Below are 21,099 nucleotides of genomic sequence, written 5' to 3'. Positions count from 1 at the left end.
AGCCGTTCATGATTGCAGTCAGCGCCGGCGTTATTATCGTCGTTGCGGTCATTTTGTTTTTCGTGTTTCTGTATTACTTTCCAGTCGGTCTGTGGATCCGTACGATCGCCGCGGGCGTCCCGTTGGGGATCATCGCGCTCGTTCGTATGCGGTTGATCGGAATTCCGCCGAGCATCGTCGTCACGAACTACGTTCGTGCTCGCAAGGCCGGCTTGAATTTGACGGTCGATCAGTTGCAGTCGCACTTCTTGGCCGGCGGTAACATCGAGAATGTCACGCTCGCAATGATCGCCGCTCAACGCGCGCAGATTCCGTTGGAGTGGCAGCGCGCCGCCGCAATCGACTTGGCAGGCCGCAACGTACTCGAAGCGCTGCAGACGTCGGTTAATCCGAAGGTCATCGAGACACCGATCTTTCAGGGCGTCGCGCAAAACGGTATTCAGCTCAATGTGAAAGCGCGAATCACCGTCCGCAGCGATTTGGATCGGTACGTCGGCGGTGCGGGCGAGCCGACCATCGTCGCGCGGGTTGGTGAAGGCGTCGTTTCAGCCGTTGGCGCGGCGGTCGACCACAAAGAAGTCCTCGAGTATCCGGACCGTATCAGTAAGGCGGTTCTCGCCAAGGGCCTCGATGCCGGAACGGCATTCGAGATCGTATCGATCGACATCGCCGACGTCGACGTCGGCAAAAACATTGGTGCCGATCTTCAAACGAGCCAAGCCGAAGCCGACCGCCGAATCGCGCAAGCAAAGGCGTCCGAGCGGCAGTACGCAGCGATGGCCGCCGAACAAGAGCAAAAGGCCGAGACGCAAGCGATGCGCGCGAAGGTCGTCGAAGCCGAAGCGTCCATTCCGCAGGCGATTGCCGAGGCGTTTCGCAGCGGCCATCTGGGCGTGATGGATTACTACCGTCTGAAGAACATGCAAGCCGACACCGAAATGCGCTCCTCGATTGGAAGCACGGTCGACGGCAATACCGATTCTTCACCGGGCTCCCAGCTGCCGAAATAGCGGATGCACGACTTCGGCCTGGTCGTCTGGGCGATCGTCATCTTCGCCGGTGTCGTTTCGAGCATCGTGAAGAGCGCCCGCCGCAACGCTCCCGCGAAGACAACGCAGTCCGCCGGCGTGGCTGGTACTCTCGCCGAAGCTCGCAGAATCGCCGAGTCAGTCACGGTGAGAGTAGGACCCGGCGGAGCGACCGTGTTGTCGCCCCGACCGGCTTCACTCGCTCCGACGCCGCCGGGTGGCTCGAGGGCTCAAGCGGCGCCGGCCCGGCAGGCGCCACCGTCCGCCTCGCCCTCCGCACCGACGGCTCCGGTCGCACCCGCGGCTCCAATGCCTGCGTCCCTTGTCATAGGCGCCGCCGAGCCGATGATGCACCTGATCGACGAACGGCCTCCACGCCGGACATCTGCAATCGACGCTTTGCTGAGCAATCGCCGCAGGCTGGCCGACGCAGTCATCCTTTCTGAAGTCATCGGAAAGCCTCTCGCCCTGCGCAACGAATAACTCGCTCGTTGACCGCTCAACGAACGATCGAACTCGAGGGCTTGCCGGATCGCGTCCGTCTGTTCGGACAGTACGATCGCAACCTCTCCGCCATCGAATCCGCCCTGAAAGTGTCGCTCCACGCCGATGGGGACCGTCTGCTGGTCGCCGGCGAGGCTCCCGATGTCGAGCGTGCCGAACGCGTCGTCCGCCGGGTGCTTTCAGCCGCGGTCGACGGTGCGCACATTACGCCCGACGACGTGCGGCTCGCAATCGCCGACGTTCACGAGCGTCCGCAGACTAGCGAAGTGCCGCGCACGTTGCTTCGAACGCAGCGTGGTACCGAAATTCGCCCGCGCACCAACGGACAGCGCGCCTTCGTCGAATCCATCGAGCACAACACGCTGACGGTCGGCGTCGGGCCGGCCGGTACGGGTAAAACGTTCTTAGCCGTAGCGATGGCCGTTCGAGCGCTCAAGAGTCGCGACGTGTCGCGAATAATTTTATCGCGGCCTGCGGTCGAAGCTGGCGAGAAACTAGGTTTTCTTCCCGGCGATTTCCGAGAAAAACTCGATCCGTATATGCGTCCGTTGTTCGACGCGCTTGCGGAGTTGCTCGAGGAAGGCATCGTCAACCGGTATATGGAGCGCGGGACGCTCGAGATCGCGCCGCTCGCGTACATGCGTGGCCGCACGCTGTCCGACGCATTCGTTATCTTGGATGAAGCGCAGAACGCCACATCGGATCAAATCAAGATGTTTCTTACTCGGCTGGGGTCGGGTTCCACGATGGTCGTCACCGGCGACGCAACGCAAGTCGATCTACCCTCGGGAGATCGTAGCGGTTTGCGCGACGCGGCTAACCGACTGGCCGGGGTCGAAGGCGTCGGCGTCGTCGAACTCAACGAAAGCGACGTCGTGCGGCATCCGCTCGTATCGCGGATCATCCGCGCCTACCAGGTAAAACTCGAGCGGTGATCCACTGGTGATCCACTACCGAAATCGCGTCCGGCGCAGCGGCGTCGATGGCCGCGCATTGGTCGCCACCGCTAAAACGCTACTCGGTGCTTGCGGCGAGGACGGCTCGTCGATCTCCTTGACGTTGGTCGACGACGCGACCATTCGAGTCATGAACCAGCAGCACCGTGGTAAAGATTCGCCGACCGACGTGTTGAGTTTTCCGCTCGAACCGGATGCCCCGCGCGATGATGGCGATCCCGAGCGATTGCTCGGCGACGTCGTCATCTCGATCGACACCGCGCGCCGCCAAGCCGCCGATTACGACGCGAAACTGCAAGCCGAGTTGTACCGCTTGCTCATCCACGGATTGCTGCACGTTTTGGGGCACGATCACGAAGAACAACGCGAGCGAGAAGTCATGACACGTGAGGAACGCCGGCTAGCGGCCGCCATCGCGCTGCCGTGGCCGTACGACGCATAGCTGTTAGCCGATGCGTTATCCGCAAGACGATCCCTCGGCGACCGATCTCGAAGTCGACCCTAAGCGGCGCCGGCCCGAGTACGTTCGTATCGACGAAAGTAAATTCTGGCGCTCGTTTTCACATGCGTTCGATGGCATTATCCATGCGACGCGCACGCAACCCAACATGCGAATCCACTTCATCATCGCGGCGTTGGTGTTGCTCGCGACGTTGGTCTTGCGACTCGAACGTCCCTACGTCATCGCGACGGTCGCGTTCGTGGCGCTCGTACTGAGTATGGAGCTGGTGAATACCGCGATCGAGGCGATCGTCGATCTGCTTACCACGGCGCACCATCCATTGGCCAAGACGGCCAAAGACGCAGCGGCCGGCGCGGTGCTGGTAGCGGCCACCGGCTCCGTCATCGCCGGCTATCTGATCTTTTATCAGGGACTGCTCAGCGGCGGCCAGACCGTTTTCGAAGCCGTGCAGCAGGTTCCGGCCAATATCGCGCTTATCGTTATCGCAGTGGTCGGAATCGCAACGATTTTCTTCAAGGCGCGCTTTGGGCGCGGATCGGCGTTACAGGGCGGCGCCGTTTCCGGTCATGCCGCGCTGGCGTTCGCCGTCGCGACGATGTTGGCGCTCTTCTATCGTAAGCCGCTGGCTGCGGCTCTCGGCTACTTCGTGGCATTCCTCGTCGCACAGACTCGCGTCGAGGCCCGTATCCACAGCGCCTTCGAGGTTCTCTGGGGCGCCGTGCTCGGAACGATCGTCGCGGTGGCGATCTACGTCCTCGTCCGCCCGCACGTTGTGTTATAATGGCGCCGATTTGAACACCGACTCGTATCGAAGTAGTCCCGAGGTCTTCTGGGCCCACCTCGCCATCTTGCTGCTGCTGGTCGCGCTTGCGGCCTTTTTCGCAGCCTCGGAAGCGGCCCTGATCTCGGTCTCTCGCCTGCGCGCGCGCACCATGGCCGAGCGCCGGCTCCGTGGGTCCGCTCGCGTGCTCCAACTGGTCGACGACAAGAATCGATTCCTGACATCGATTCTGGTCGGCAACACGATCGTTCTGCTGGCTGCCGATTCGCTGGCAACCTACATGGCCATCGAACTCTCGCTGCCGGCCGCGGCGGTAGTCTCGACCGTCTTCATGACGGCCGTCATGCTGTTGTTCGGCGAAATTATACCCAAGATGGTTGCGACCGCCGACAACGAGCGATGGGTGCTGATTCTCGGCGGGGCGATTCGCGGAACCGCTCTCGTGCTGAACCCGATCGCGCAAACATTTCAGTTCGCGACCGAGTTGCTGTTGCGGCCGTTCGGCATCAAGCACGGCAACAAGATGTACGTAACCGAAGAAGATATCCGCACGTTGGTCAACGTCGGCGCCGAACAACGCGTGATCGAAGAAGAAGAGCGCGAACTGATTCATTCGGTCATGGCGTTCGGCGATACGATCGTTCGGGAAGTGATGAAGCCGCGTCCGGAGATGGTCGCCGTGTCGGTGACCGATCCCGCTCGTCGCGTGCTCGACGTCGTCATCGCCGAAGGCTACTCCAAGCTGCCGGTTTATCAGGAATCCAAAGACGACATCGTCGGCGTCGTACACGACCGCGAACTGTTGGTCGCCTTGGCGAACGGCTCGTTGGCGAACACGCCGTTACGCACGCTGATGCGGGTTGCGGTCCACGTGCCCGAGAGCAAGAAGATCGCCGAGTTGTTGCGCGAGATGCAGCGCGACAAGTTCTCGATGGCGATCGTCGTCGACGAATATGGCGGAACGGCCGGACTCGTGACGATGGAAGACTTGCTCGAAGAGATCGTCGGCGAGATTCGCGACGAACACGACGAGGACGAACAAGAGGCCATTCACGTGGTATCCGAAGGCGAAGCGATCGTAGATGCCGGCACTAATATCGAAGACGTGAACGCGCGTTTGCATACAAACATTCCAACCGAAGACTTCGAGACGATCGGCGGGTACACGGTCGGACGCTTCGGCCGGCTGCCTTCAGAAGGCGAAGAAATCGTTGGAGACGCCGCTACACGCCTGCGCGTCGAACGCATGCGCGGCCGCCGGATCTTAGCCGTGCGCATTTTTTCCAACGGCACTCCCGATCCCAGCGAAGAAGAGGAAGACGACGACGCAACCTCGCGCCTATAAGACGCGCGGGATCGTCTTACGCGGCCGGCAACTCGGCGAAGCCGATCGCATTCTAACGCTGTTGACGACCGAGCGCGGCAAATTGGACGCCGTCGCAAAAGGCGTCCGCCGTTCGGGAAGCCATCTGGCCGGCCGTCTCGAGTTCGGCAACGAGTGCGATTTGTCGATGCACCGCGGACGATCGCTCGACGTGATCGTCGCCGCCGAAATCGTCAGTGCTCCGTGGATCGATTTGGTTCGACCCGAGCGATTTGCCGTTGCGTCGTTAGCCGTAGAGCTCATCGATGCGTTCTGCGAACCCGACCTGGCCGTGCCCGACATCTATTCGCTGCTCGTCGGTACGCTGCAGGCGATAGCCCATTCCGACACTCCGCAATCGGTCATTCCGCGATTTTCCTTACGGCTGCTGGAAATGCTCGGGCTCGGGCCTCCGTGCGATGATTGCGTGCGCTGTGGCGCACCGCTCGGCGCCGACGTCGTCTATGTCGACGCGCAGGCCGGCGGATTCATCGACGATCGATGCCGGGAGCGCTGGCGCGACCTGCCTTCCATTACGCTTGAAGACCGCGATAACTTCCGCGCGGTCGGTGCCGATCGCGGCGCCGGCGCTACGATGAACGCTCGTATTCCCGTTGCGCGAGCCATCGACGAGTTGATAACGCACCATCTCGGCCGCCGTCCGAAAGCGGGGACGCAGCTCGCCGAGTTGGCACAGCAGTAGCGTGCCGGTCATCGCGCTCGACGTCGGCGAAAAGCGTATCGGTGTCGCCGTGGCCGACCCGAGTGAAACGTTCGCGATGCCATTGACGACGATCGAACGTTCGTCGTCGGCGCTCGACATCGCACGCATCGTCGAACTTGCCGAGTCATATGGCGCGAGCGAGATCGTGGTCGGAGATCCGGTAACCCTGTCGGGCCAGCGCGGCCCCGCAGCGACCAAGATGGACGCGTTCGTCGCCGTGCTCGCGAGGGCGTTTCCAGGTGCCATCCATCGCGTCGACGAGCGGCTCACCACCGCGCAGGTAACCAAGACGCTAATCGCCGCCGACGTTTCCCGTAAGAAGCGCAAGACTGTCGTCGATAAAATGGCCGCAGCGCTAATCCTCGACACCTACCTGCAGCGCAAGCGGCGCGCGGCCGAATGAACTGGCGTGTCGGATTCGCGACGCTTGCCGGCGTCTGCGTTCTGCTACTCGCTGCAATCGGCGGCTGGTTTTGGTACGTGGCATTTCGGGATCGCACGGCACCGCAACACGACGTGCAGGTCGTTATCCCGCGCGGCGCGACCTTTGCAGAAATCGCCCGGCAACTGCGGCAAGATGGCGCGATTTCAAACCTGCTCACGTTTCGAGTGTTGGCCCGCTTGAGCAAACGCGAGGGCGACGTGCATGCCGGCGAATATCGGTTTCCGTCGCATGAAACACAGGACGAAGTGCTCCATGCGCTTCAAAGCGGCGGTGCGCAGGTCGCGGCCTGGGTCGCCATACCCGAAGGCTTCACCGCGGCCCAAATCGCGGATCGGCTGGCGAAGGCGGGTATAGGGAAGCGTGGCGATTTGGAGCGCGCGTTCATGACTCAAACGACCATCGTGGCCGGCACGCGAACGCGCAATCTCGAGGGGTTCCTGTTCCCGAGCACCTATTTGGTCGCGCTCGACGCTACGCCCGCACAAGTGACCGCGCAGCTCACCGGCCAGTTTGCGAGCGAACTTCCACACGATGCGGCCGCGGCCGCTCGCCGCCAGGGCGTGGACGTCGTGCAAGCCGTAGCGGTCGCTTCGCTGGTCGAACGCGAAGCCAAAATAGACGCCGACCGCCCCTTAATCGCAAGCGTGATCTACAACCGTCTCCGTCTGAAAATGCCGCTACAGGTGGATGCGACGATCGAATACGCGCTCCCGCACCATAAGACAGCCTTGTCGTTCTCCGACCTCAAGCTGAACTCGCCGTATAACACGTATCTGCATCCGGGCCTTCCGCCGACGCCGATCGCAAACCCGGGCCTGCCATCGCTGGAAGCGGCCCTGCATCCGTCGAAGACGCCCTTTCTCTACTACGTCTATTGTGGTAGCGGCCATCACGTTTTCGCCCGGACGCTGTCCGAGCATCAATCCAACGTAGCGCGCTGCCTCCACTAAAAGAAAGATTGAACGAACGGTGACGACGGATAACGGCGAAACGCCCAAAGAAGCGCTCGAACTCAGCGATATACTGCATATAAAAACGACCGACGGTGCGGAACACCAGTTTACGGTCGTCGGAATTCTGGAAGACCCCGACGACGGAACTTCGTACGCAGTGCTGATGCCCGAAGCGACCGACGAATCAAATCCCGAAGAAGAGGGTCAGGCGATCGTTACCGATCTGTACGGCAATCTGATCGAAGACGATGACCTCGCCCAAGAAATCCTCGAAGATTTCCTCGAGATTGTCGATGAGTCGAACGACGAGAACGGCGGCAGCTGATCCGCATTCTTTTTCTGTCCGCGAGTGTCGGAGTCGGTCATCTTTCCGCGGCCGGAGCCGTGTGCGAAGGATTACGTGCCGTCGATCCGTCCGTCCAGACCGAAATTGTCGACTCATATGAATATGCGGCGCTCGTCGTATCGCGTGTCGTATCCGACGGCTACATCCAAATGGTCAAAACCATCCCGCAGATGTATCGGTACATCTACAATCGCGCGGAACGAGCGACCGAAGTCGGTCCGTTCCGAACGTGGGCGCATCAATTTACGGCAGAAAACCTGCATCGCCTGATACAGCGCTGGCAACCCGATGCGGTCGTCTGCACGCACGCATTTCCGTGCGGCGCCATGGCAGAATACAAACGCATGTATTCCGCCGCGCCACCGGTCGTCGGAATCGTTACCGACTATGCGGTTCATGGTTTCTGGCTGCATGCCGATATCGATGCATATGCGGTCGCGAGCGACGAGGTTCGCTCGACCATGATCGCCCGCGGCATCGACCCGAACCGCGTCACCGCCAGCGGAATTCCGGTCAAGCCCGAGTTCGCGCCCTCTCCCGATCGGCGCAACGGATTGCGCGAACGTTTGAACTTGCCGCGCGACGGTTTCGTCGTGCTGATGATGGGCGGCGGTCTCGGAATCGGTCCGTTAGAGCGAATGATGCGGTCGTTGCAGTCTCTCGATCTTCCGCTCACGCTCGTTGTAATCGCCGGTAGAAACGCGCGTAGCGAACGCCAGGTGATGGCCACGGCACAGAAAGTGCGTTTCCCAGTTCGGGTGCTAACGTTCGTTGATAACGTGTACGATTATATGCATGCGGCCGATGCGTTCGTTTCGAAACCCGGAGGGTTAAGCGTCGCCGAAGCGTTGGTCGCGCAGGTGCCGCTCGTGCTCTATAAGCCGTTACCTGGGCAAGAAGAGCGGAACGCTCGCGTCATCACTGAAGCAGGCGCCGGTCTGCGCGTTCGGCGTTTAAACGATCTCGCGGAAACGTTGGAACGCGTGCTGACCGATAGCCGTTTGCGGGATGACATTGCTCTGGCAGCTCGCAAACTGGCGCGGCCGAACGCTGCAGGTGAAGCTGCGTCGATGATTGCACGCTTGGTCTCCTTACGAAAGGCGGTCGTCGCATGACCATTCTTCCTTCGTCCCGGACGTACGCGTTTTGGCTGGCTATCGCGCGTGTCGCCACCGGCTGCATGTGGATCGCTCACGGAGTTCCAAAATTTACCGACGCCGCTGCGTTCATGCCGCCAACCGGAATGATGTCCGGCTTCCTCGACAAAGCCGTCGCTGCCTCGACGGGCGGATATCACACGTTTCTCACGACGATGGTCGTTCCGAATATCGGCCTCTTCGCTCAACTCGAACGCTTGGCAGAGGTCCTAGTAGGGGCGTCGCTCATTCTTGGCGCCGCGACCCGCTTGGGGGGGCTCGTAGGCGTTTTCTTGGCGCTGAACTTCATAGCATCAAAGGGCGGGATCTTGTCGCTGACGACGCTTCAGGGATTGGACCTGGCGATGCTCGTACTCTCCGCAATCAGCTTGGTGTTGCCAACCGGACGAGCTCTTGGCGTCGATGCGGTATTCATAAGGAGCCGGCGTCCCCCGCCGCCCGCGACGGTCCGCGCCGAGTTCGTTCCCGAACCGCCGCTGGTCCGGCCGACAGCGCCGCCGAACCCGTGAGTCGCGAGGGACGAGCGGCAAGCCTGTGGTATAGTCGGTCGTCGCAAGGGAGAGATGGCCGAGCGGCTGAAGGCGGCGGTTTGCTAAACCGTTGTACGATGTAAAGTCGTACCGAGGGTTCGAATCCCTCTCTCTCCGAATCGGCGTAAGACAAAAAATATCGTGCGGTCGTAGCTCAATTGGATAGAGCAACAGGCTACGAACTTGTAGGTTGGGGGTTCGAGTCCCTCCGACCGCAGATCTTGCGAAAAGCCGCCCTTAAACGGGCGGCAGTTCGTTATCCGAACCTTGCGGGAGTAGAGCGGGTTCTGTTACAGTACGGTGTCGAAGCGACTACGTTCGCGCAGCCGCGGCTCGGTAGCTCAGCGGTAGAGCAGGGGACTCATAAGCCCTTGGTCGGGTGTTCAAATCACCCCCGAGTCAAGTTTGAAAGGACCGGCTCCGACACCGGGCCGGTCCGAACCGAGGAAAACCTATAATGTCAACTATCCCGTGCGATTTCTGCCCGCACCCGGTCGACCGGGTGCAAATGGAAGAAGTGGAGATTTCGCACTACGTTCCCGACAGTTCGGGCGACGATCTCGCCTACGCGCGCACCTACTTTTTCGGACATCCGGACTGCGTTCGGAAGTTCTACCGAACGCTGGTCGACCACAAACTCGACCTGTTCAAGCACATGCCGAGTGCTGGCCCAGCCGGAGAAACTCCGCGGTAGCGACGCCTGCGCCCGTAGCGTAGCTGGATAACGCACAGCCCTCCGAAGGCTGGGACCGGGGGTTCGAATCCCTCCGGGCGCACCATTTCCCCGAGGCAATACGCTGATGAATACCGTCAGGATCGAGTTGCTCATACCAAACACAATTACGAACTGATGGCGCTGGAAGGGATCGGGCATTCATTAATTCAGTCGTTTCTAAAAAGGCGTGGCTGACTCGGAATCGAGTGAACGACGATGAACGCTATATGCGTCGCGCAATCGACCTCGCCGACATCGCCGCGCTCGACGGCGACGTTCCCGTCGGCGCAGTTTTGCTTTGCGGCGACGTGACGATCGAAACGCACAATGAAAAAGAAAAGACCGCCGACGCAACTGCGCACGCGGAAATGCTTGCGCTCCGTGAAGCTGCGCGGCGCCTGGGGCGGTGGCGATTATCCGATGCGACACTGTACGTCACAAAAGAGCCATGCCTGATGTGTGCCGGCGCGATCCTCGCGGCACGCGTAGGCCGCCTGGTATACGGAGCAAACGATCCAAAAGGCGGAGCCGACGGCGGCGCGTTCGACGTGTTGCGCTCGCCGAAAACCAACCACCGTATCGCTATCGACGCAGGCGTGTTGCAAGCGGAAACTGCCGAGCAATTGCGGAGCTTTTTTGAGGGCCGTCGGGCCGCGGAAGGCATTGAGCGGGCGGCGCCGTAGCTTAGGCGGTCGCTCATCGCGGAGAGGTGGTCGAGTGGTTGAAGGCACCCGCCTCGAAAGCGGGCGAACGTGATGAGCGTTCCGAGAGTTCGAATCTCTCCCTCTCCGCCAGCTTTATATGCAAGCGGCCTGGTGATTCTAATCGCCCTCGGCGTTCTGTTATCGGGTGCGGCGCTTGCGCAGAGCGTTAGCCCGCAGCTAGCCGGTCTGTCGTTTCTCATTGGAGACTGGCGGACGGGTAGTGGCAATGTCGCAGAGACCAGAGAAACGTCGAAGGGTCGTTCGACATTTACGCTGGAAGCCGGCGGCAACGTCATAGTGCGTAAGGATCACACCGATCTTTTCGCCGCGTCGGGCCAGCCCGCGGGTAGCTTCGATCAGATCATGATGATCTATCCGGAAGGCGGTGCTGTCCGCGCGGATTATTCGGATGGAACGCACGTAATCCATTACATCAAGGCCGACGTTGTGGCGGGTCGATCCGTAACATTCGTTAGCGCTACTCGCGCCGATGCACCAATGTTCCGGTTATCGTACGAGCTCTCCAATCCGACGACCCTTGCAGTGAAATTCGAACTGGCGCCTCCCGGAAGCACGACCTTCCATCCAATAGCCACCGGCACGCTTATCCGTTAAGCGAATGTCGGATTTTACAACGCGGATTCGATGGACCGGCGATCGCGGCGACGGAACGCAAGCGTATCGCAGCTACGATCGCACTTGGAAGATCGAACCGTCGGAGAAAACGTCCGTCGAATGTTCGAACGATCCGGCAATCGGCGGAGATCCGACGAGATACAACCCCGAAGAACTGCTGCTCGCGAGTCTCGCCGGCTGTCACATGCTTTGGTACTTGCATCTCGCCAGCAGCGCGAAGATTATCGTGCGCGGATACGAAGACGATCCGCTGGGCATCGGTATTAGCGGAAAAGCCGGGGAGGGGCAATTCGAACGTGCGATTCTACGCCCGGTGATTACCGTCGAACGCGGGACCGATCTAAAGAAAGCCGATGCGCTGCATGAGAAAGTCCATCGCTACTGCTTTATCGCGCGATCGATCAATTTTCCCGTGAACTACGAAGCGCGGTACGTCGAAACGTAGTGCGAACGAAACCTAGCCGCCACCGCCCGATGACGGCAACGGCGAAGCCGCCGGCGTCGGAGTCGCAGGGCTCGGCGTTCCCGCAAGTCGCGGATCCGGCGCGGTCTGCATAAACGTGATGTTGTCGAACGTGATATCGGCAACGACTTTAAACGTCATGAATACCGCGTGTTCGGTCGCAGAAAACACGCCGTGCGTTATGACCCAGTATCCATCGATAATCTTGTAATCCAGCGAAATATGCTCGTCGTCGCCGCCAGTCAGACGCATCTCGATGTGCGACGGAAGCTGCGACGCCGAATCTTCGACGATATCGCTCGGATAAAAACCCGTAAGCCGCGCCGTCGGATCGATGATCAGGTGAATCGCCGACTCGGTCGAATCGGGCGCGTAACGAGCGTCCCAATAGCTATTGTATGGTACGACCATGTCGACCGACGGGTCGGGCGCCGGAATCGTCAGCGTGTACGGACGTCCGCGGACGATCGTGATGTCGACTCGTTTGAGGTTCGCGAAATACGAAAATTGAAACTCCGACAACGGGTCGAAATATGAAAGGATCGGGAAGGCTTGTCCGGTGCGCTCGCCGCCGTTCGGAAGGTCTCGCATCACCGCAAAATTATCCGCCACGCGCACCGCGACCGAGCGATTGATATCCTGCGCTCGCCCGAGAGAGGGAGCGCTGACGTGCGTGCGTTCGCTGTACGTCATGTATTGCGGCACGTGCGATTGGTAATACGCGGTCGTGCGGTTGATCAGCAGCGCGAAAGCTAAATCGGGCGGAATCATCGGTTCTGCCGTATTCTCCGGCGGGAACGCCGGTACCGCCGCCTAACCCTGCGCAAATGATCGTCATGCCGGGCGAAGCGACCGTGGCGCGCGTTGTAGAGCTGCGCCGCGCGATTCACAGCCGTCCCGAACTCGGATTTGAAGAAACAGAAACGGCCGCGCTGATCGAGCGAGAACTCGACGCGCTCGGCATCGAGCGGCGCCGCCTCGCCGGCACCGGCGTCGTCGGAATTCTCCGTGGCGGGCGCCACGGGAGAGTGGCCGCGCTCCGCGCCGATATGGACGCACTGCCCATCGACGAGCGTACCGGTCTGCCGTTCGCGTCGCAGATCGCCGGCGCGATGCATGCCTGCGGGCACGACGCGCACACCGCAATGCTGCTGGGTGCGGCACGCGTCTTGAGCGAACGCCGCGACGCATTCCAGGGCACCGTCGTTTTGATTTTCCAACCGGCTGAAGAAGGGCCGGGGGGCGCGGAGCCGATGATCGCGCAAGGCGCGCTCGACGATCCCAAAGTCGACGCGATCGCGATGTTGCACGTCGACGTTCGATTGAATGCCGGAACGATCGGCATAACGCCCGGGCCGGTCAACGCGTCGGCCGACGAGCTGCATCTGACGATTCGCGGGCGCGGTGGCCACGGCGCGTATCCGCACAACGCCGTCGACGCAATTCCCGCCGCCGCAGCGGTCGTAACCGCGCTGCAAAACATCGCGGCGCGCGAGACCGATCCGCTCGGCGCGGTCGTCGTTACGATCGGAACGATTCGCGGCGGCTATCGCAACAATGTGATCGCCGATGCGGTGGAAATGACCGGAACGCTGCGCGCTTTCGATCCAGACGTGCGCGACGCGCTGCAATCGCGTGTCGAGCGCATCGCCAATGGCGTTGCCGGCGCATATAATGCAACCGCAGAAGTAACGGTCGTGCGCGGTTATCCGCCGGTCGTCAACGATTCGGGTCTTGCCGAAGAATTCACCAACTACGTGCGCGAAAAAACGCAGATAAACGTCGAACGGCCGATGCCGACGATGGGCGGCGAAGATTTTGCATACTTCGCGCAACGCGTCCGCGGCTTGCAAATTCGGCTGGGCGTGCGCAACGAGAGCATCGGCGCGATTCACTCCGGTCACAGTCCGCAGTTCGTGATGGACGAGGCCGCCTTGCCGGTCGGCGTGCAAACGCTGGTGGCCTTCGCCACAGCGGTCGGAAGCGGTGGAATTGGTGGAATTGGTGGATAGCGGTGCACAACTCTGTGGAAGGATCGCGGTGCAGGGAGCCTTATGCCTACAGCGAATTTTGGCGTATGGCGGTCGCTAAGGATCTTCAAAGCGACGCCGGACGCCGTTGGCTCAGCGGAAGTCTGGACGTCGAGAGCAGCGCTGAAGTTACGTTCGGATTGATCTGCGCGGTCGAAAAATGGCCGGTGTGGTTGCCATTTTTACGAAGCGCACGCCTGCAAAACGCTGGCGACGTAATCGCGCTTGGCAGCGAAATCGTCGTACGCTCCTCGATTCCGGGCGAAGAAGAACAACTCTACGAAGTCGAGTCGTTCATAACGAATCACCATCTTTCTTTGGTCGGTGCGTATTCGTGCCGCCGGAAGATCGAGTTCCGCATCGAAAACCGTACGTCGCGTTCGCGCGTGCATCTGCGCGTTTCGTATCCGTCGTACCACGGCCGGATCGGTCACCTGATGGAGGGTTGGCGCAACCAGCGTAAGCTGAATTCGGCGCTCGACGATGGCCTGGTCCATTTCAAAGGCCTGGTCGAATTCCGTCGCGACGACCTCATTCTGGCCGATCTTTAGGTCCAAGCCCCGGGCGTCGTTGACCGCAAACCGCAATCGGGTATAATCGAACCTGATATGCCCCTGTACGACTACAAATGCACGCAATGTGGCCAGACCACCGAAATTCGTCGCGGCTTCGACGAAACCCACACCGACGTGTGTCCCTCGTGCGGCGGCAAGTTGGCGCGGGTGTTCAACCCTGCGCCGATCGTGTTCAAAGGCTCGGGATTCTACGTAACCGATTCGAGAAAATCGTCGTCGTCGAACTCCCCGGCGCCCTCCGAATCGAAGCCCGCGGCGGAAAGTAAGTTGGCCGAGCCGGCCAAGACCGAATCCGCGCCCGCCGCTCCCAAAACGGAAGCGCCCAAACCGAAGGCCTCAGAGCCCGCGGCATAGCCGTGTATTTCTGGATAATCCCGGCCGCCTGCGGGTTGTTCGCGATCGTCGCGATCGCCGTTAGTATTGGCGCGGTGCTCAAACAAAAAGCGACTCTCGACACGCGCAGCCGGCGCCTCTCGGCGCTCGGTTCGTTCTTCGATACCGCGCGCGCCGAGCGTGCCGTCGAGCGCATCCGCGCCGACGTCGACGCGATGCCCGCGATGATCGCACGCTCGCAAGCCGCGCTACTCGCGATACGGACCGGCGTTAAAGTGCTGAGCATGCGTCGCGCACGCACGGCAATCGCGCTCGTCGCCCTCTCGATTCGCGCGCTCGCTGCGACGTTACGCGCTAACGCGTAAACGCTCGAGCTTCTCGAAGAAGCCCGGAAAACTCACGTCGGCCGACGACGGATCGTCGATCTCGACCGGCCCCACGGCGCAGGCCAAAATTGCCGCCGCCATCGCCAAACGGTGATCGCCGTGCGTTGCAAAAACGCCGCCCTGCCAACGGGGAACGCCCCCGCGAATCGCTAGCGTTCGCGCCTGCGCGACAACGTCGATCCCGCAACCGCCCAGCAATCGCGCGATTCCCGCGACGCGATCCGACTCTTTGGTGCGCAAATCGGCGATGCCCGCGATCATCGTCTCTCCCTCGGCGAATGCCGCGGCCAGCGCCAGCAACGGAATTTCATCGATCGCGCGCAGCGCCAGATCCGCGTCGATCGAGGCCGCGCGCAGCGGCGCGTGCGTAACGGTCACGTCGGCGACCGGTTCGCCGCACACCTCGCGCTCGTTCGAACGGCGAACGACCGATCCCATCGATGCCAACGCATCCAGCAACCCGGTGCGCGTCGGATTGACGCCGGTATCGCGCACGGTGACGCTCGCGCCGGGCGAAATCGCCGCCGCCGTGAGGAAAAACGCCGCGGCCGAAAAATCGCCCGCAACCCGAATCGGGTCGGAATGCAACGCGCCGGCCTGCAGTTCTACGCCGCGCGCGTCCCATGAAATCTCGGCGCCCATATAGCGCAATAGCCGCTCGGTGTGGTCGCGAGAGCCGCGATCTCCGCGAATCGTAACCGGCACTCCCGCGAACAATCCGGCGAACAACAGCGCCGATTTCACCTGCGCCGACGGGCCGAGCAATATGAAGTTTCGCGTTTGAATTTGGGGCGTTCCGCCCAATTCCAGCGGCAGCGTTCCGGCGGTCGTTTCGATCCGCGCACCGAACGCGCGCAGCTGCGCGGCCACCGGTTCCATCGGTCGGACGCGCAACGACGCATCGCCGTCGAAGCGGCTTCGCACGCCCGCGCCCGCGCACGCGCCCAGCAGCATCCGCGCGGTGGATCCGGAGTTGGCGCATTCCAGCGTTTCGAGCGCGTCGCGCAACGTAGCCGGATGCACCAAAATGCGGCCTCCGTCGCGTTTTTCGATGCGTGCACCCAGCGCCCTCAATGCGTTACGCGTCGCCGAAACGTCGGCGCCGCCGTTCAAATTGTCGATGGAAACCGGGCCGCTAGCACGAGTGGCGGCAATAAGCGCTCGATGCGAGATGGATTTGTCTCCCGGAATCGTAACCTCGCCGCGCATTGGGCAGCTAATTACCGTCGCACGGTGCGTTCCCTGCGCGCGAAAAAACCGCATTTTTCTTGAAAAATCCATAGGAAATCGAACGTTGAAGGGGTAGATGACGCCCCAAGTGCTTTGCTTTCAAACGGAAAGGTACGGATGAACAAGGTAGACTTGACCCGGTCGGCCATGGAGCGAGTGGAAGGCCTCTCGCGTAAGGACGCCGCCGCGCTGATCGACGGAGTCTTCGAAGATATCCAGGCGGCAGTCGTCGGCAGCGAGCCGGTGAAAATCCCGGGGTTCGGCCAGTTCAAGGTGCGCGATCGTGCGGCTCGCATGGCTCGCAATCCGGCCACCGGCGAACAGGTTAAAGTTCCCGCGAAACGCGTCTTCAAATTCTTGCCAGCGAAGGCGCTGAAAGAAGCCGTGATGTCGAAGCGCGGCGCGAGATCGGCAGGCGGCGCAAAGTCGGCGGCCGGCGCTCGTAAGAAATCCAAGGCAGCAAAATCCACGGCCAAGAAGGCTCCGGCGCGCGGCTCGGCTCGTCCCGTCGCGAAAAAAGCGCCTGCGCGTAAGGCCGCAGCGAAAAAGACCAGCAGCGGTCGCAAGACGCGCCGCTAAACGGCAAGACGCGTACGCGCGTAGTGTCAAAAAAGGTACGATGGGGACGACGGTTTTAAACCGGCGTCCCTTCGCGCTGTCCGGCTTTCCTTACAAATGAATGCAGACTTCACCGCCGCGTATGTCACAATCGCCTTGATCGGATTGCTCGGCGGCTACAATCTGTACGCGATCCTGCTGATCTATTTGCACCGTAAGAATCGGGGGTTGCCGATTTTGACCGCCCGCGAAGTGCTGCTGCTCGCAGCTGCGCTTATATGCGCCACTTCGTTGGTGGCGGGCTGCACCGCGTTCGCACCGACGTTGATGGCGCGCTTTAGCCTCGCACTCGGCGCGGCCGTTTTATTGGGTGCAGCCATCCGCCACTGTTGGTCGTACCGCCGCGTCTTCTTGATTCGGAAGTGATGCAAATAAAGGCGGCCGTATGAAGGCTAGAAGCGCAACGGTATTGGCGAAACGCACCGAAGACGGCACGCGGTCGAGCTGACGAATACGACTGGGATTTGGGTATAGGCGGCGTATGCCAGAATCCGCTACTCCGCCCCTCGAGGGTGCCGCAGTCGTGCTATTCGTCGATCACCAGCACGGAATCGTCGAAGGCGCGAAGACCGCCGATAAGAAGTCGGTCGACGACGCCGCCGGAAAGCTCGCTCGTGCCGCGCAATTATTCGACATGCCGATCGTGGTCAGCACGGTCGTCGTAAACGGCGAGCCGCAACTAACGCACCAACTTCGCGAGACGCTCGCGGGCTCGGTGCCGGTCCGTATCCGCAACGGCACCGATTCACTCGAGGATCACGACATCGCGCGCGTGATCGAACAAACCGGCCGCAAGACGCTTATCGTCTGCGGCGTCGTCACCGAAATTGCGGTGCAGCGTGCCGCGTTAAGCGGCCTCGCCAAAGGCTACCGTGTGATGGTTGCGCTCGACGCCTGCAACGGAAAATCCGAGCGAGGCGAGTGGGCCGCGGTCATGCGAATGCAACAAGCCGGCGTGGAAATGTGGTCGGTACCGGCCATTCTCGGCGAACTCGCCCACGATTTTAACGACCGTCGCTCGAAGCAAGCACTCGCGCTTCTCAACAGCTAATTACCCGGCAGATAAGTCCGCGTTGATGTGAAACGTCGAGCCAACGGCTCAACGTTTGCACGGAAACGTCGACGACGTGCAGAGATTCCATTGGCTGCGCCGGCGAATCGTCATGGGGCAGCCCGTGCTGGCAGGTAAAAGCACCGCCAATAAGGCAAAAGCCGCCCGTCTATAACGATTCATGTCTCTTATTCTACGCCAAAATACGTTTGATGCGAAGACGCGCCGGGCAGAAGCGATGAACCGTGACCGAACCCTCGCCAAGAATCGACGCTACCTACTTGCTCCCAATCCGGCGCGAAAAACCCGCTCACGAAAGAGAGCTGGCCGCCTATCTCGCGTCGCTCCCGATTTCCGAAATCATCGTCGTCGATGGCTCGCCCGCCGCCGCGTTCGACGCGCTGCGCGACGCTCTGCCCACCGCAGTAAAGCATCTGTCGCCAGATCCGTCCCTGCGAGGCCTTAACGGCAAAGTGCGCGGCGTCCTCACCGGTCTACAGCACGCTACGCGCGAGCGCGTCGTCATTGCCGACGACGACGTTCGTTACGACCAAAACGCTTTGCGCGCGGTTATCGAAGCACTGGGCAGCGCCGAAGTCGTACGCCCGCAGAACTATTTCAAACCCACGCCCTGGCATGCGATCTTGGACGGTGCGCGCTCGCTGATCAATCGAAGCCTCGACGGCGACTGGCCCGGTACGCTCGCAATTCGCAAGAGCGCCTTGCCCGATGGCTACAACGCCGACGTGCTGTTTGAAAACCTAGAACTCGTCCGAACCATCCGCGCCAACGGCGGGAGAGAGCGTGTCGCTCGCGACATCTTCGTGCGCCGTCTAGCCCCAACGTCCCAGCAATACTGGAGCCAGCGCGTGCGCCAAGCTTACGACGAATTCGCGCGGCCCGCGCGACTCGCCGTAGCGCTAACCATTATCCCACTACTCTGCGCCTCAGTGCTGCTAAAAGCGCCCGCCGTCGCTGAAGCGCTAGCGATCGCCGGAATCGCTCTCGCATTCGCCGGTTGGCTCCGCGACGGTGCCTGGGCGCACTTCTCACTCTGGAGCGTCGCCGCCGCCCCGCTCTGGCTGGTAGAACGCGGACTATGCGCGTGGATCGCCATCTACCAACGCGTTTCCCGCGGCGGCATTCGCTACGCTGGGAACGTGATTCGCGATGCCGCAACACCACCCGCACGCCTGACAAGAAACACACCGTGAACGCCGATACTCCGCTCGACGAATACACTATATCCTCACCGTTCGTATCGGCGGCAGCGCGCAGGTTCAGCAACTACAGCGCCTTCGAAAACGACACGCTCACGCGGCTGATCGATCGACGCGAGCCATCGCCTCGCGCTCGCATTACCGATGCATCGCTGCGCGCGTTCGTACAAAGCGACAACTGCTCGTGCGTGGCTGCAAAGGCCGCCGTAACTGCCGGCGGTTACCGCTTCGGCTATTATCCCGGCTTCGCACCCTCCGAAGCGATAGAAGGCGTCGCAAGAGACCTCGCGGCCTTCGTGGCCGAGCGCCCGTCCATACACTCACGCTACGCCACATTTGTCGCCACGTTCGAGGAACTCAGCTGCGGCGACGAACGCTGGTTCGAACGCAATCTCTGGCGCATTCTACAACGTCTCCACGAACTCGACGCGCGCCACAATCCGTACAACGCGTCCGTAGCCAGCGATCCCGCAAACCCACAATTCTCATTCAGCTTCGCAGGAACCGCATTTTTTATCGTCGGCATGCATCCTAACGCGTCTCGCACGTCGCGACGGTTCTTCATGCCGGCCCTCGCGTTCAACTCGCACGACCAGTTCGACACCGCCCGACAAACGGGAGACTTCGATCGCATCGTAACGGCCGTTCGCAAACGCGAACTCACGCTGCAAGGATCGCTAAATCCCGAACTTCGCGAATTCGGAACCCGCAGTGAGGCGCGCCAGTACGCAGGCCGCGCGACGGAGGATGACTGGAAATGCCCGTTTCGTCCCCAACAACACTCCTAGCGCCCAAAACCGGCACTGCGGTGCAGCTGCGTCGCGGTGACACGCTTGCAATCATCGATACGGTCGGCGGTCAAGTCGCCGACCTCGCCTTGTTCAGCGCCGCCGACGTGTTAGAGTCGTTTTCGCCCGGCCGAACCATCGACTATCTCGAACGTATCAAAGTGCGCGTCGACGATGCGCTCTACTCGCAACGCAGCAACGAACTCGCAGTGATAACGCGCGACGACGTCGGCGTTCACGATATGTTGCTCGCCCCGTGCAGCCAGGCAATGTTTGCCAAGCGCGGCGAGTTCGGCCACCCGAGCTGCCACGCAAACCTAACGGCATCGCTTGCGCCCTTCGGAATCGGCCCGCATGCTATCGTCGCGACGCTCAACGTGTTTATGGACGTTCGTGTCGATCCAGACGGGCGCATAACGATCCATCCTCCGCCGTCGCGCGTTGGCGACCGCTTCGAGCTACGCGCCCAGCGGGATCTTATCGTTGGAATCACTGCATGTTCGTCGGAGTTGACCAACGCCGGACAGTGCAAGCCGATCGCCTACGAAGTACTGGCACAACGCAACTGACGCCGATAACGCCCGTAGATGGGTAAGAGGGAGCGATGGAAGGTTCCAAATACAACTGCCGTGGCGACGGTTGCAAGTGCCAAACCGGCGCTGAGGGCGAGTACTGCGATCCCAAATGCAAGGCGTCAAACGATAACGCGAGCTGCCAGTGCGAACACTCCGTTTGCGCTTCGGGCGCCGACGAGGTCAAGCAGGCAGCTCGCGATGCGACGCGGGGCGACGAAAAGGTCTCCTAAAATCTATATCGCAGCTTTGTAGTCCAGATCGTCCTGCGGCGAATCACCGGCGAGCGCCTCGTCCAAGGTGCCGAAAATCGGCCAAACTTTGTCAAAGCCAACCAGTTTAAAAAGTCTCCGGACCGCCGGGTACATTACGACGAACGTGGCAGGGCCTAGACCGGCCTTACGGCGGCGTTCTCTTTGCATATTAGCGAGCTTTCCAAGACAACTAGCGTCCATGAATGTGACCGCGCTCATGTCGATGCATACGCGCGGTCGTTCGGTCGCTGGGGAGAGAAGAAACTGCAGCTTT

27 protein-coding genes, 5 tRNA genes and 1 pseudogene are annotated in these 21,099 nt (G+C 61.1%); 31 read left to right on the top strand and 2 right to left on the bottom strand.

Going from position 1 to position 21,099, the window contains the following annotated elements:
- Positions 1–8: 8 nt before the first annotated feature.
- The 21 genes from floA to VGF98_03085 all read left to right on the top strand — a co-directional run bounded on the left by floA (position 9) and on the right by VGF98_03085 (position 11,750).
- Positions 9–1,010, top strand: a complete 1,002-nt coding sequence (gene floA / locus VGF98_03185) for a flotillin-like protein FloA (protein HEY1680625.1) — start codon at positions 9–11, stop codon at positions 1,008–1,010.
- A gap of 3 nt (positions 1,011–1,013) precedes the next feature.
- Positions 1,014–1,511, top strand: a complete 498-nt coding sequence (locus VGF98_03180; protein ID HEY1680624.1) for a hypothetical protein — start codon at positions 1,014–1,016, stop codon at positions 1,509–1,511.
- Between the two features lie 8 nt (positions 1,512–1,519).
- Positions 1,520–2,467 (top strand): PhoH family protein, encoded by a 948-nt coding sequence (locus tag VGF98_03175; protein ID HEY1680623.1) that lies wholly within the window; start codon positions 1,520–1,522, stop codon positions 2,465–2,467.
- Positions 2,468–2,474: 7 nt separating this feature from the next.
- Positions 2,475–2,930, top strand: coding sequence for an rRNA maturation RNase YbeY (gene ybeY / locus VGF98_03170; GenBank protein HEY1680622.1), 456 nt, complete (start codon positions 2,475–2,477; stop codon positions 2,928–2,930).
- A gap of 10 nt (positions 2,931–2,940) precedes the next feature.
- Positions 2,941–3,732: a diacylglycerol kinase gene (locus tag VGF98_03165; protein HEY1680621.1), complete on the top strand. Its 792-nt coding sequence runs from the start codon at positions 2,941–2,943 to the stop codon at positions 3,730–3,732.
- A gap of 10 nt (positions 3,733–3,742) precedes the next feature.
- Positions 3,743–5,077 (top strand): hemolysin family protein, encoded by a 1,335-nt coding sequence (locus VGF98_03160; GenBank protein ID HEY1680620.1) that lies wholly within the window; start codon positions 3,743–3,745, stop codon positions 5,075–5,077.
- Positions 5,031–5,798 (top strand): DNA repair protein RecO, encoded by a 768-nt coding sequence (recO, locus tag VGF98_03155; protein HEY1680619.1) that lies wholly within the window; start codon positions 5,031–5,033, stop codon positions 5,796–5,798. The genes VGF98_03160 and recO overlap by 47 nt, the downstream gene beginning before the upstream one ends.
- Position 5,799: 1 nt before the next feature.
- On the top strand, positions 5,800–6,222 hold the full coding sequence (gene ruvX / locus VGF98_03150; protein HEY1680618.1) for a Holliday junction resolvase RuvX: 423 nt from the start codon (positions 5,800–5,802) through the stop codon (positions 6,220–6,222).
- On the top strand, positions 6,219–7,214 hold the full coding sequence (gene mltG, locus VGF98_03145; protein HEY1680617.1) for an endolytic transglycosylase MltG: 996 nt from the start codon (positions 6,219–6,221) through the stop codon (positions 7,212–7,214). Before ruvX ends, mltG begins: the two co-directional genes overlap by 4 nt.
- Before the next feature lie 19 nt (positions 7,215–7,233).
- Positions 7,234–7,542 carry a hypothetical protein gene (locus VGF98_03140; GenBank protein HEY1680616.1) on the top strand — a complete coding sequence of 103 codons (309 nt, stop codon included), beginning with the start codon at positions 7,234–7,236 and terminating at the stop codon, positions 7,540–7,542.
- Positions 7,539–8,678, top strand: a complete 1,140-nt coding sequence (locus VGF98_03135; GenBank protein HEY1680615.1) for a glycosyltransferase — start codon at positions 7,539–7,541, stop codon at positions 8,676–8,678. The genes VGF98_03140 and VGF98_03135 overlap by 4 nt, the downstream gene beginning before the upstream one ends.
- Positions 8,675–9,229, top strand: a complete 555-nt coding sequence (locus VGF98_03130) for a TQO small subunit DoxD (protein ID HEY1680614.1) — start codon at positions 8,675–8,677, stop codon at positions 9,227–9,229. Before VGF98_03135 ends, VGF98_03130 begins: the two co-directional genes overlap by 4 nt.
- 48 nt (positions 9,230–9,277) lie before the next feature.
- Positions 9,278–9,367: transfer RNA gene (locus VGF98_03125), tRNA-Ser, on the top strand.
- Positions 9,368–9,393: 26 nt separating this feature from the next.
- Positions 9,394–9,467, top strand: a tRNA-Arg gene (locus VGF98_03120).
- A 113-nt stretch (positions 9,468–9,580) separates the two neighbouring features.
- Positions 9,581–9,652: transfer RNA gene (locus VGF98_03115), tRNA-Met, on the top strand.
- Positions 9,653–9,707: 55 nt separating this feature from the next.
- Positions 9,708–9,944, top strand: a complete 237-nt coding sequence (locus VGF98_03110; GenBank protein HEY1680613.1) for a hypothetical protein — start codon at positions 9,708–9,710, stop codon at positions 9,942–9,944.
- An 8-nt stretch (positions 9,945–9,952) separates the two neighbouring features.
- Positions 9,953–10,029: transfer RNA gene (locus VGF98_03105), tRNA-Arg, on the top strand.
- A 142-nt stretch (positions 10,030–10,171) separates the two neighbouring features.
- Positions 10,172–10,648 carry a tRNA adenosine(34) deaminase TadA gene (tadA, locus tag VGF98_03100; protein ID HEY1680612.1) on the top strand — a complete coding sequence of 159 codons (477 nt, stop codon included), beginning with the start codon at positions 10,172–10,174 and terminating at the stop codon, positions 10,646–10,648.
- 20 nt (positions 10,649–10,668) lie between these two features.
- Positions 10,669–10,759 (top strand) — tRNA-Ser (locus VGF98_03095).
- Between the two features lie 21 nt (positions 10,760–10,780).
- Complete coding sequence (locus tag VGF98_03090; protein ID HEY1680611.1) at positions 10,781–11,284, top strand: hypothetical protein; 504 nt, start codon at positions 10,781–10,783, stop codon at positions 11,282–11,284.
- Between the two features lie 4 nt (positions 11,285–11,288).
- Positions 11,289–11,750 (top strand): OsmC family protein, encoded by a 462-nt coding sequence (locus tag VGF98_03085; GenBank protein HEY1680610.1) that lies wholly within the window; start codon positions 11,289–11,291, stop codon positions 11,748–11,750.
- A 12-nt stretch (positions 11,751–11,762) separates the two neighbouring features.
- Here VGF98_03085 and VGF98_03080 read toward each other — a convergent pair whose 3' ends face one another.
- Complete coding sequence (locus VGF98_03080) at positions 11,763–12,539, bottom strand: hypothetical protein (GenBank protein HEY1680609.1); 777 nt, start codon at positions 12,537–12,539, stop codon at positions 11,763–11,765.
- A gap of 83 nt (positions 12,540–12,622) precedes the next feature.
- On the opposite strand from VGF98_03080, the gene VGF98_03075 reads away from it, so the two are divergent.
- The 4 genes from VGF98_03075 to VGF98_03060 all read left to right on the top strand — a co-directional run bounded on the left by VGF98_03075 (position 12,623) and on the right by VGF98_03060 (position 15,071).
- A complete protein-coding gene (locus VGF98_03075; GenBank protein ID HEY1680608.1) occupies positions 12,623–13,780 on the top strand; it encodes a M20 family metallopeptidase in 1,158 nt (385 codons plus the stop codon).
- A 65-nt stretch (positions 13,781–13,845) separates the two neighbouring features.
- A complete protein-coding gene (locus VGF98_03070; GenBank protein ID HEY1680607.1) occupies positions 13,846–14,349 on the top strand; it encodes a hypothetical protein in 504 nt (167 codons plus the stop codon).
- 57 nt (positions 14,350–14,406) lie between these two features.
- On the top strand, positions 14,407–14,727 hold the full coding sequence (locus tag VGF98_03065; GenBank protein HEY1680606.1) for an FmdB family zinc ribbon protein: 321 nt from the start codon (positions 14,407–14,409) through the stop codon (positions 14,725–14,727).
- 2 nt (positions 14,728–14,729) lie between these two features.
- The gene (locus VGF98_03060; protein ID HEY1680605.1) at positions 14,730–15,071 is read left to right on the top strand and encodes a hypothetical protein; all 342 of its coding nucleotides are present in this window, start codon (positions 14,730–14,732) and stop codon (positions 15,069–15,071) included.
- Here VGF98_03060 and aroA read toward each other — a convergent pair.
- A complete protein-coding gene (gene aroA / locus VGF98_03055; GenBank protein HEY1680604.1) occupies positions 15,054–16,301 on the bottom strand; it encodes a 3-phosphoshikimate 1-carboxyvinyltransferase in 1,248 nt (415 codons plus the stop codon). The genes VGF98_03060 and aroA overlap by 18 nt on opposite strands.
- A gap of 138 nt (positions 16,302–16,439) precedes the next feature.
- Here aroA and VGF98_03050 point away from each other — a divergent pair.
- From VGF98_03050 to VGF98_03025, 6 genes and pseudogenes are all read left to right on the top strand, one after another.
- Positions 16,440–16,709 (top strand): annotated as a pseudogene (locus VGF98_03050) (HU family DNA-binding protein).
- A 288-nt stretch (positions 16,710–16,997) separates the two neighbouring features.
- On the top strand, positions 16,998–17,306 hold the full coding sequence (locus tag VGF98_03045) for a hypothetical protein (GenBank protein HEY1680603.1): 309 nt from the start codon (positions 16,998–17,000) through the stop codon (positions 17,304–17,306).
- Positions 17,307–17,421: 115 nt separating this feature from the next.
- Positions 17,422–17,991, top strand: coding sequence for an isochorismatase family protein (locus VGF98_03040; GenBank protein ID HEY1680602.1), 570 nt, complete (start codon positions 17,422–17,424; stop codon positions 17,989–17,991).
- A 245-nt stretch (positions 17,992–18,236) separates the two neighbouring features.
- Complete coding sequence (locus tag VGF98_03035) at positions 18,237–19,205, top strand: glycosyltransferase family 2 protein (protein ID HEY1680601.1); 969 nt, start codon at positions 18,237–18,239, stop codon at positions 19,203–19,205.
- The gene (gene gntA, locus VGF98_03030; GenBank protein HEY1680600.1) at positions 19,202–19,999 is read left to right on the top strand and encodes a guanitoxin biosynthesis heme-dependent pre-guanitoxin N-hydroxylase GntA; all 798 of its coding nucleotides are present in this window, start codon (positions 19,202–19,204) and stop codon (positions 19,997–19,999) included. The genes VGF98_03035 and gntA overlap by 4 nt, the downstream gene beginning before the upstream one ends.
- On the top strand, positions 19,969–20,568 hold the full coding sequence (locus tag VGF98_03025) for an urea carboxylase-associated family protein (GenBank protein ID HEY1680599.1): 600 nt from the start codon (positions 19,969–19,971) through the stop codon (positions 20,566–20,568). The genes gntA and VGF98_03025 overlap by 31 nt, the downstream gene beginning before the upstream one ends.
- Positions 20,569–21,099 lie beyond the last annotated feature (531 nt).

It is taken from the genome of Candidatus Tumulicola sp. (genome assembly GCA_036490475.1).
Classification (GTDB): domain Bacteria; phylum Vulcanimicrobiota; class Vulcanimicrobiia; order Vulcanimicrobiales; family Vulcanimicrobiaceae; genus Tumulicola.
Note: the sequence above shows the minus strand (reverse complement) of the source record. Positions and strands in the feature narration are given on the sequence as shown.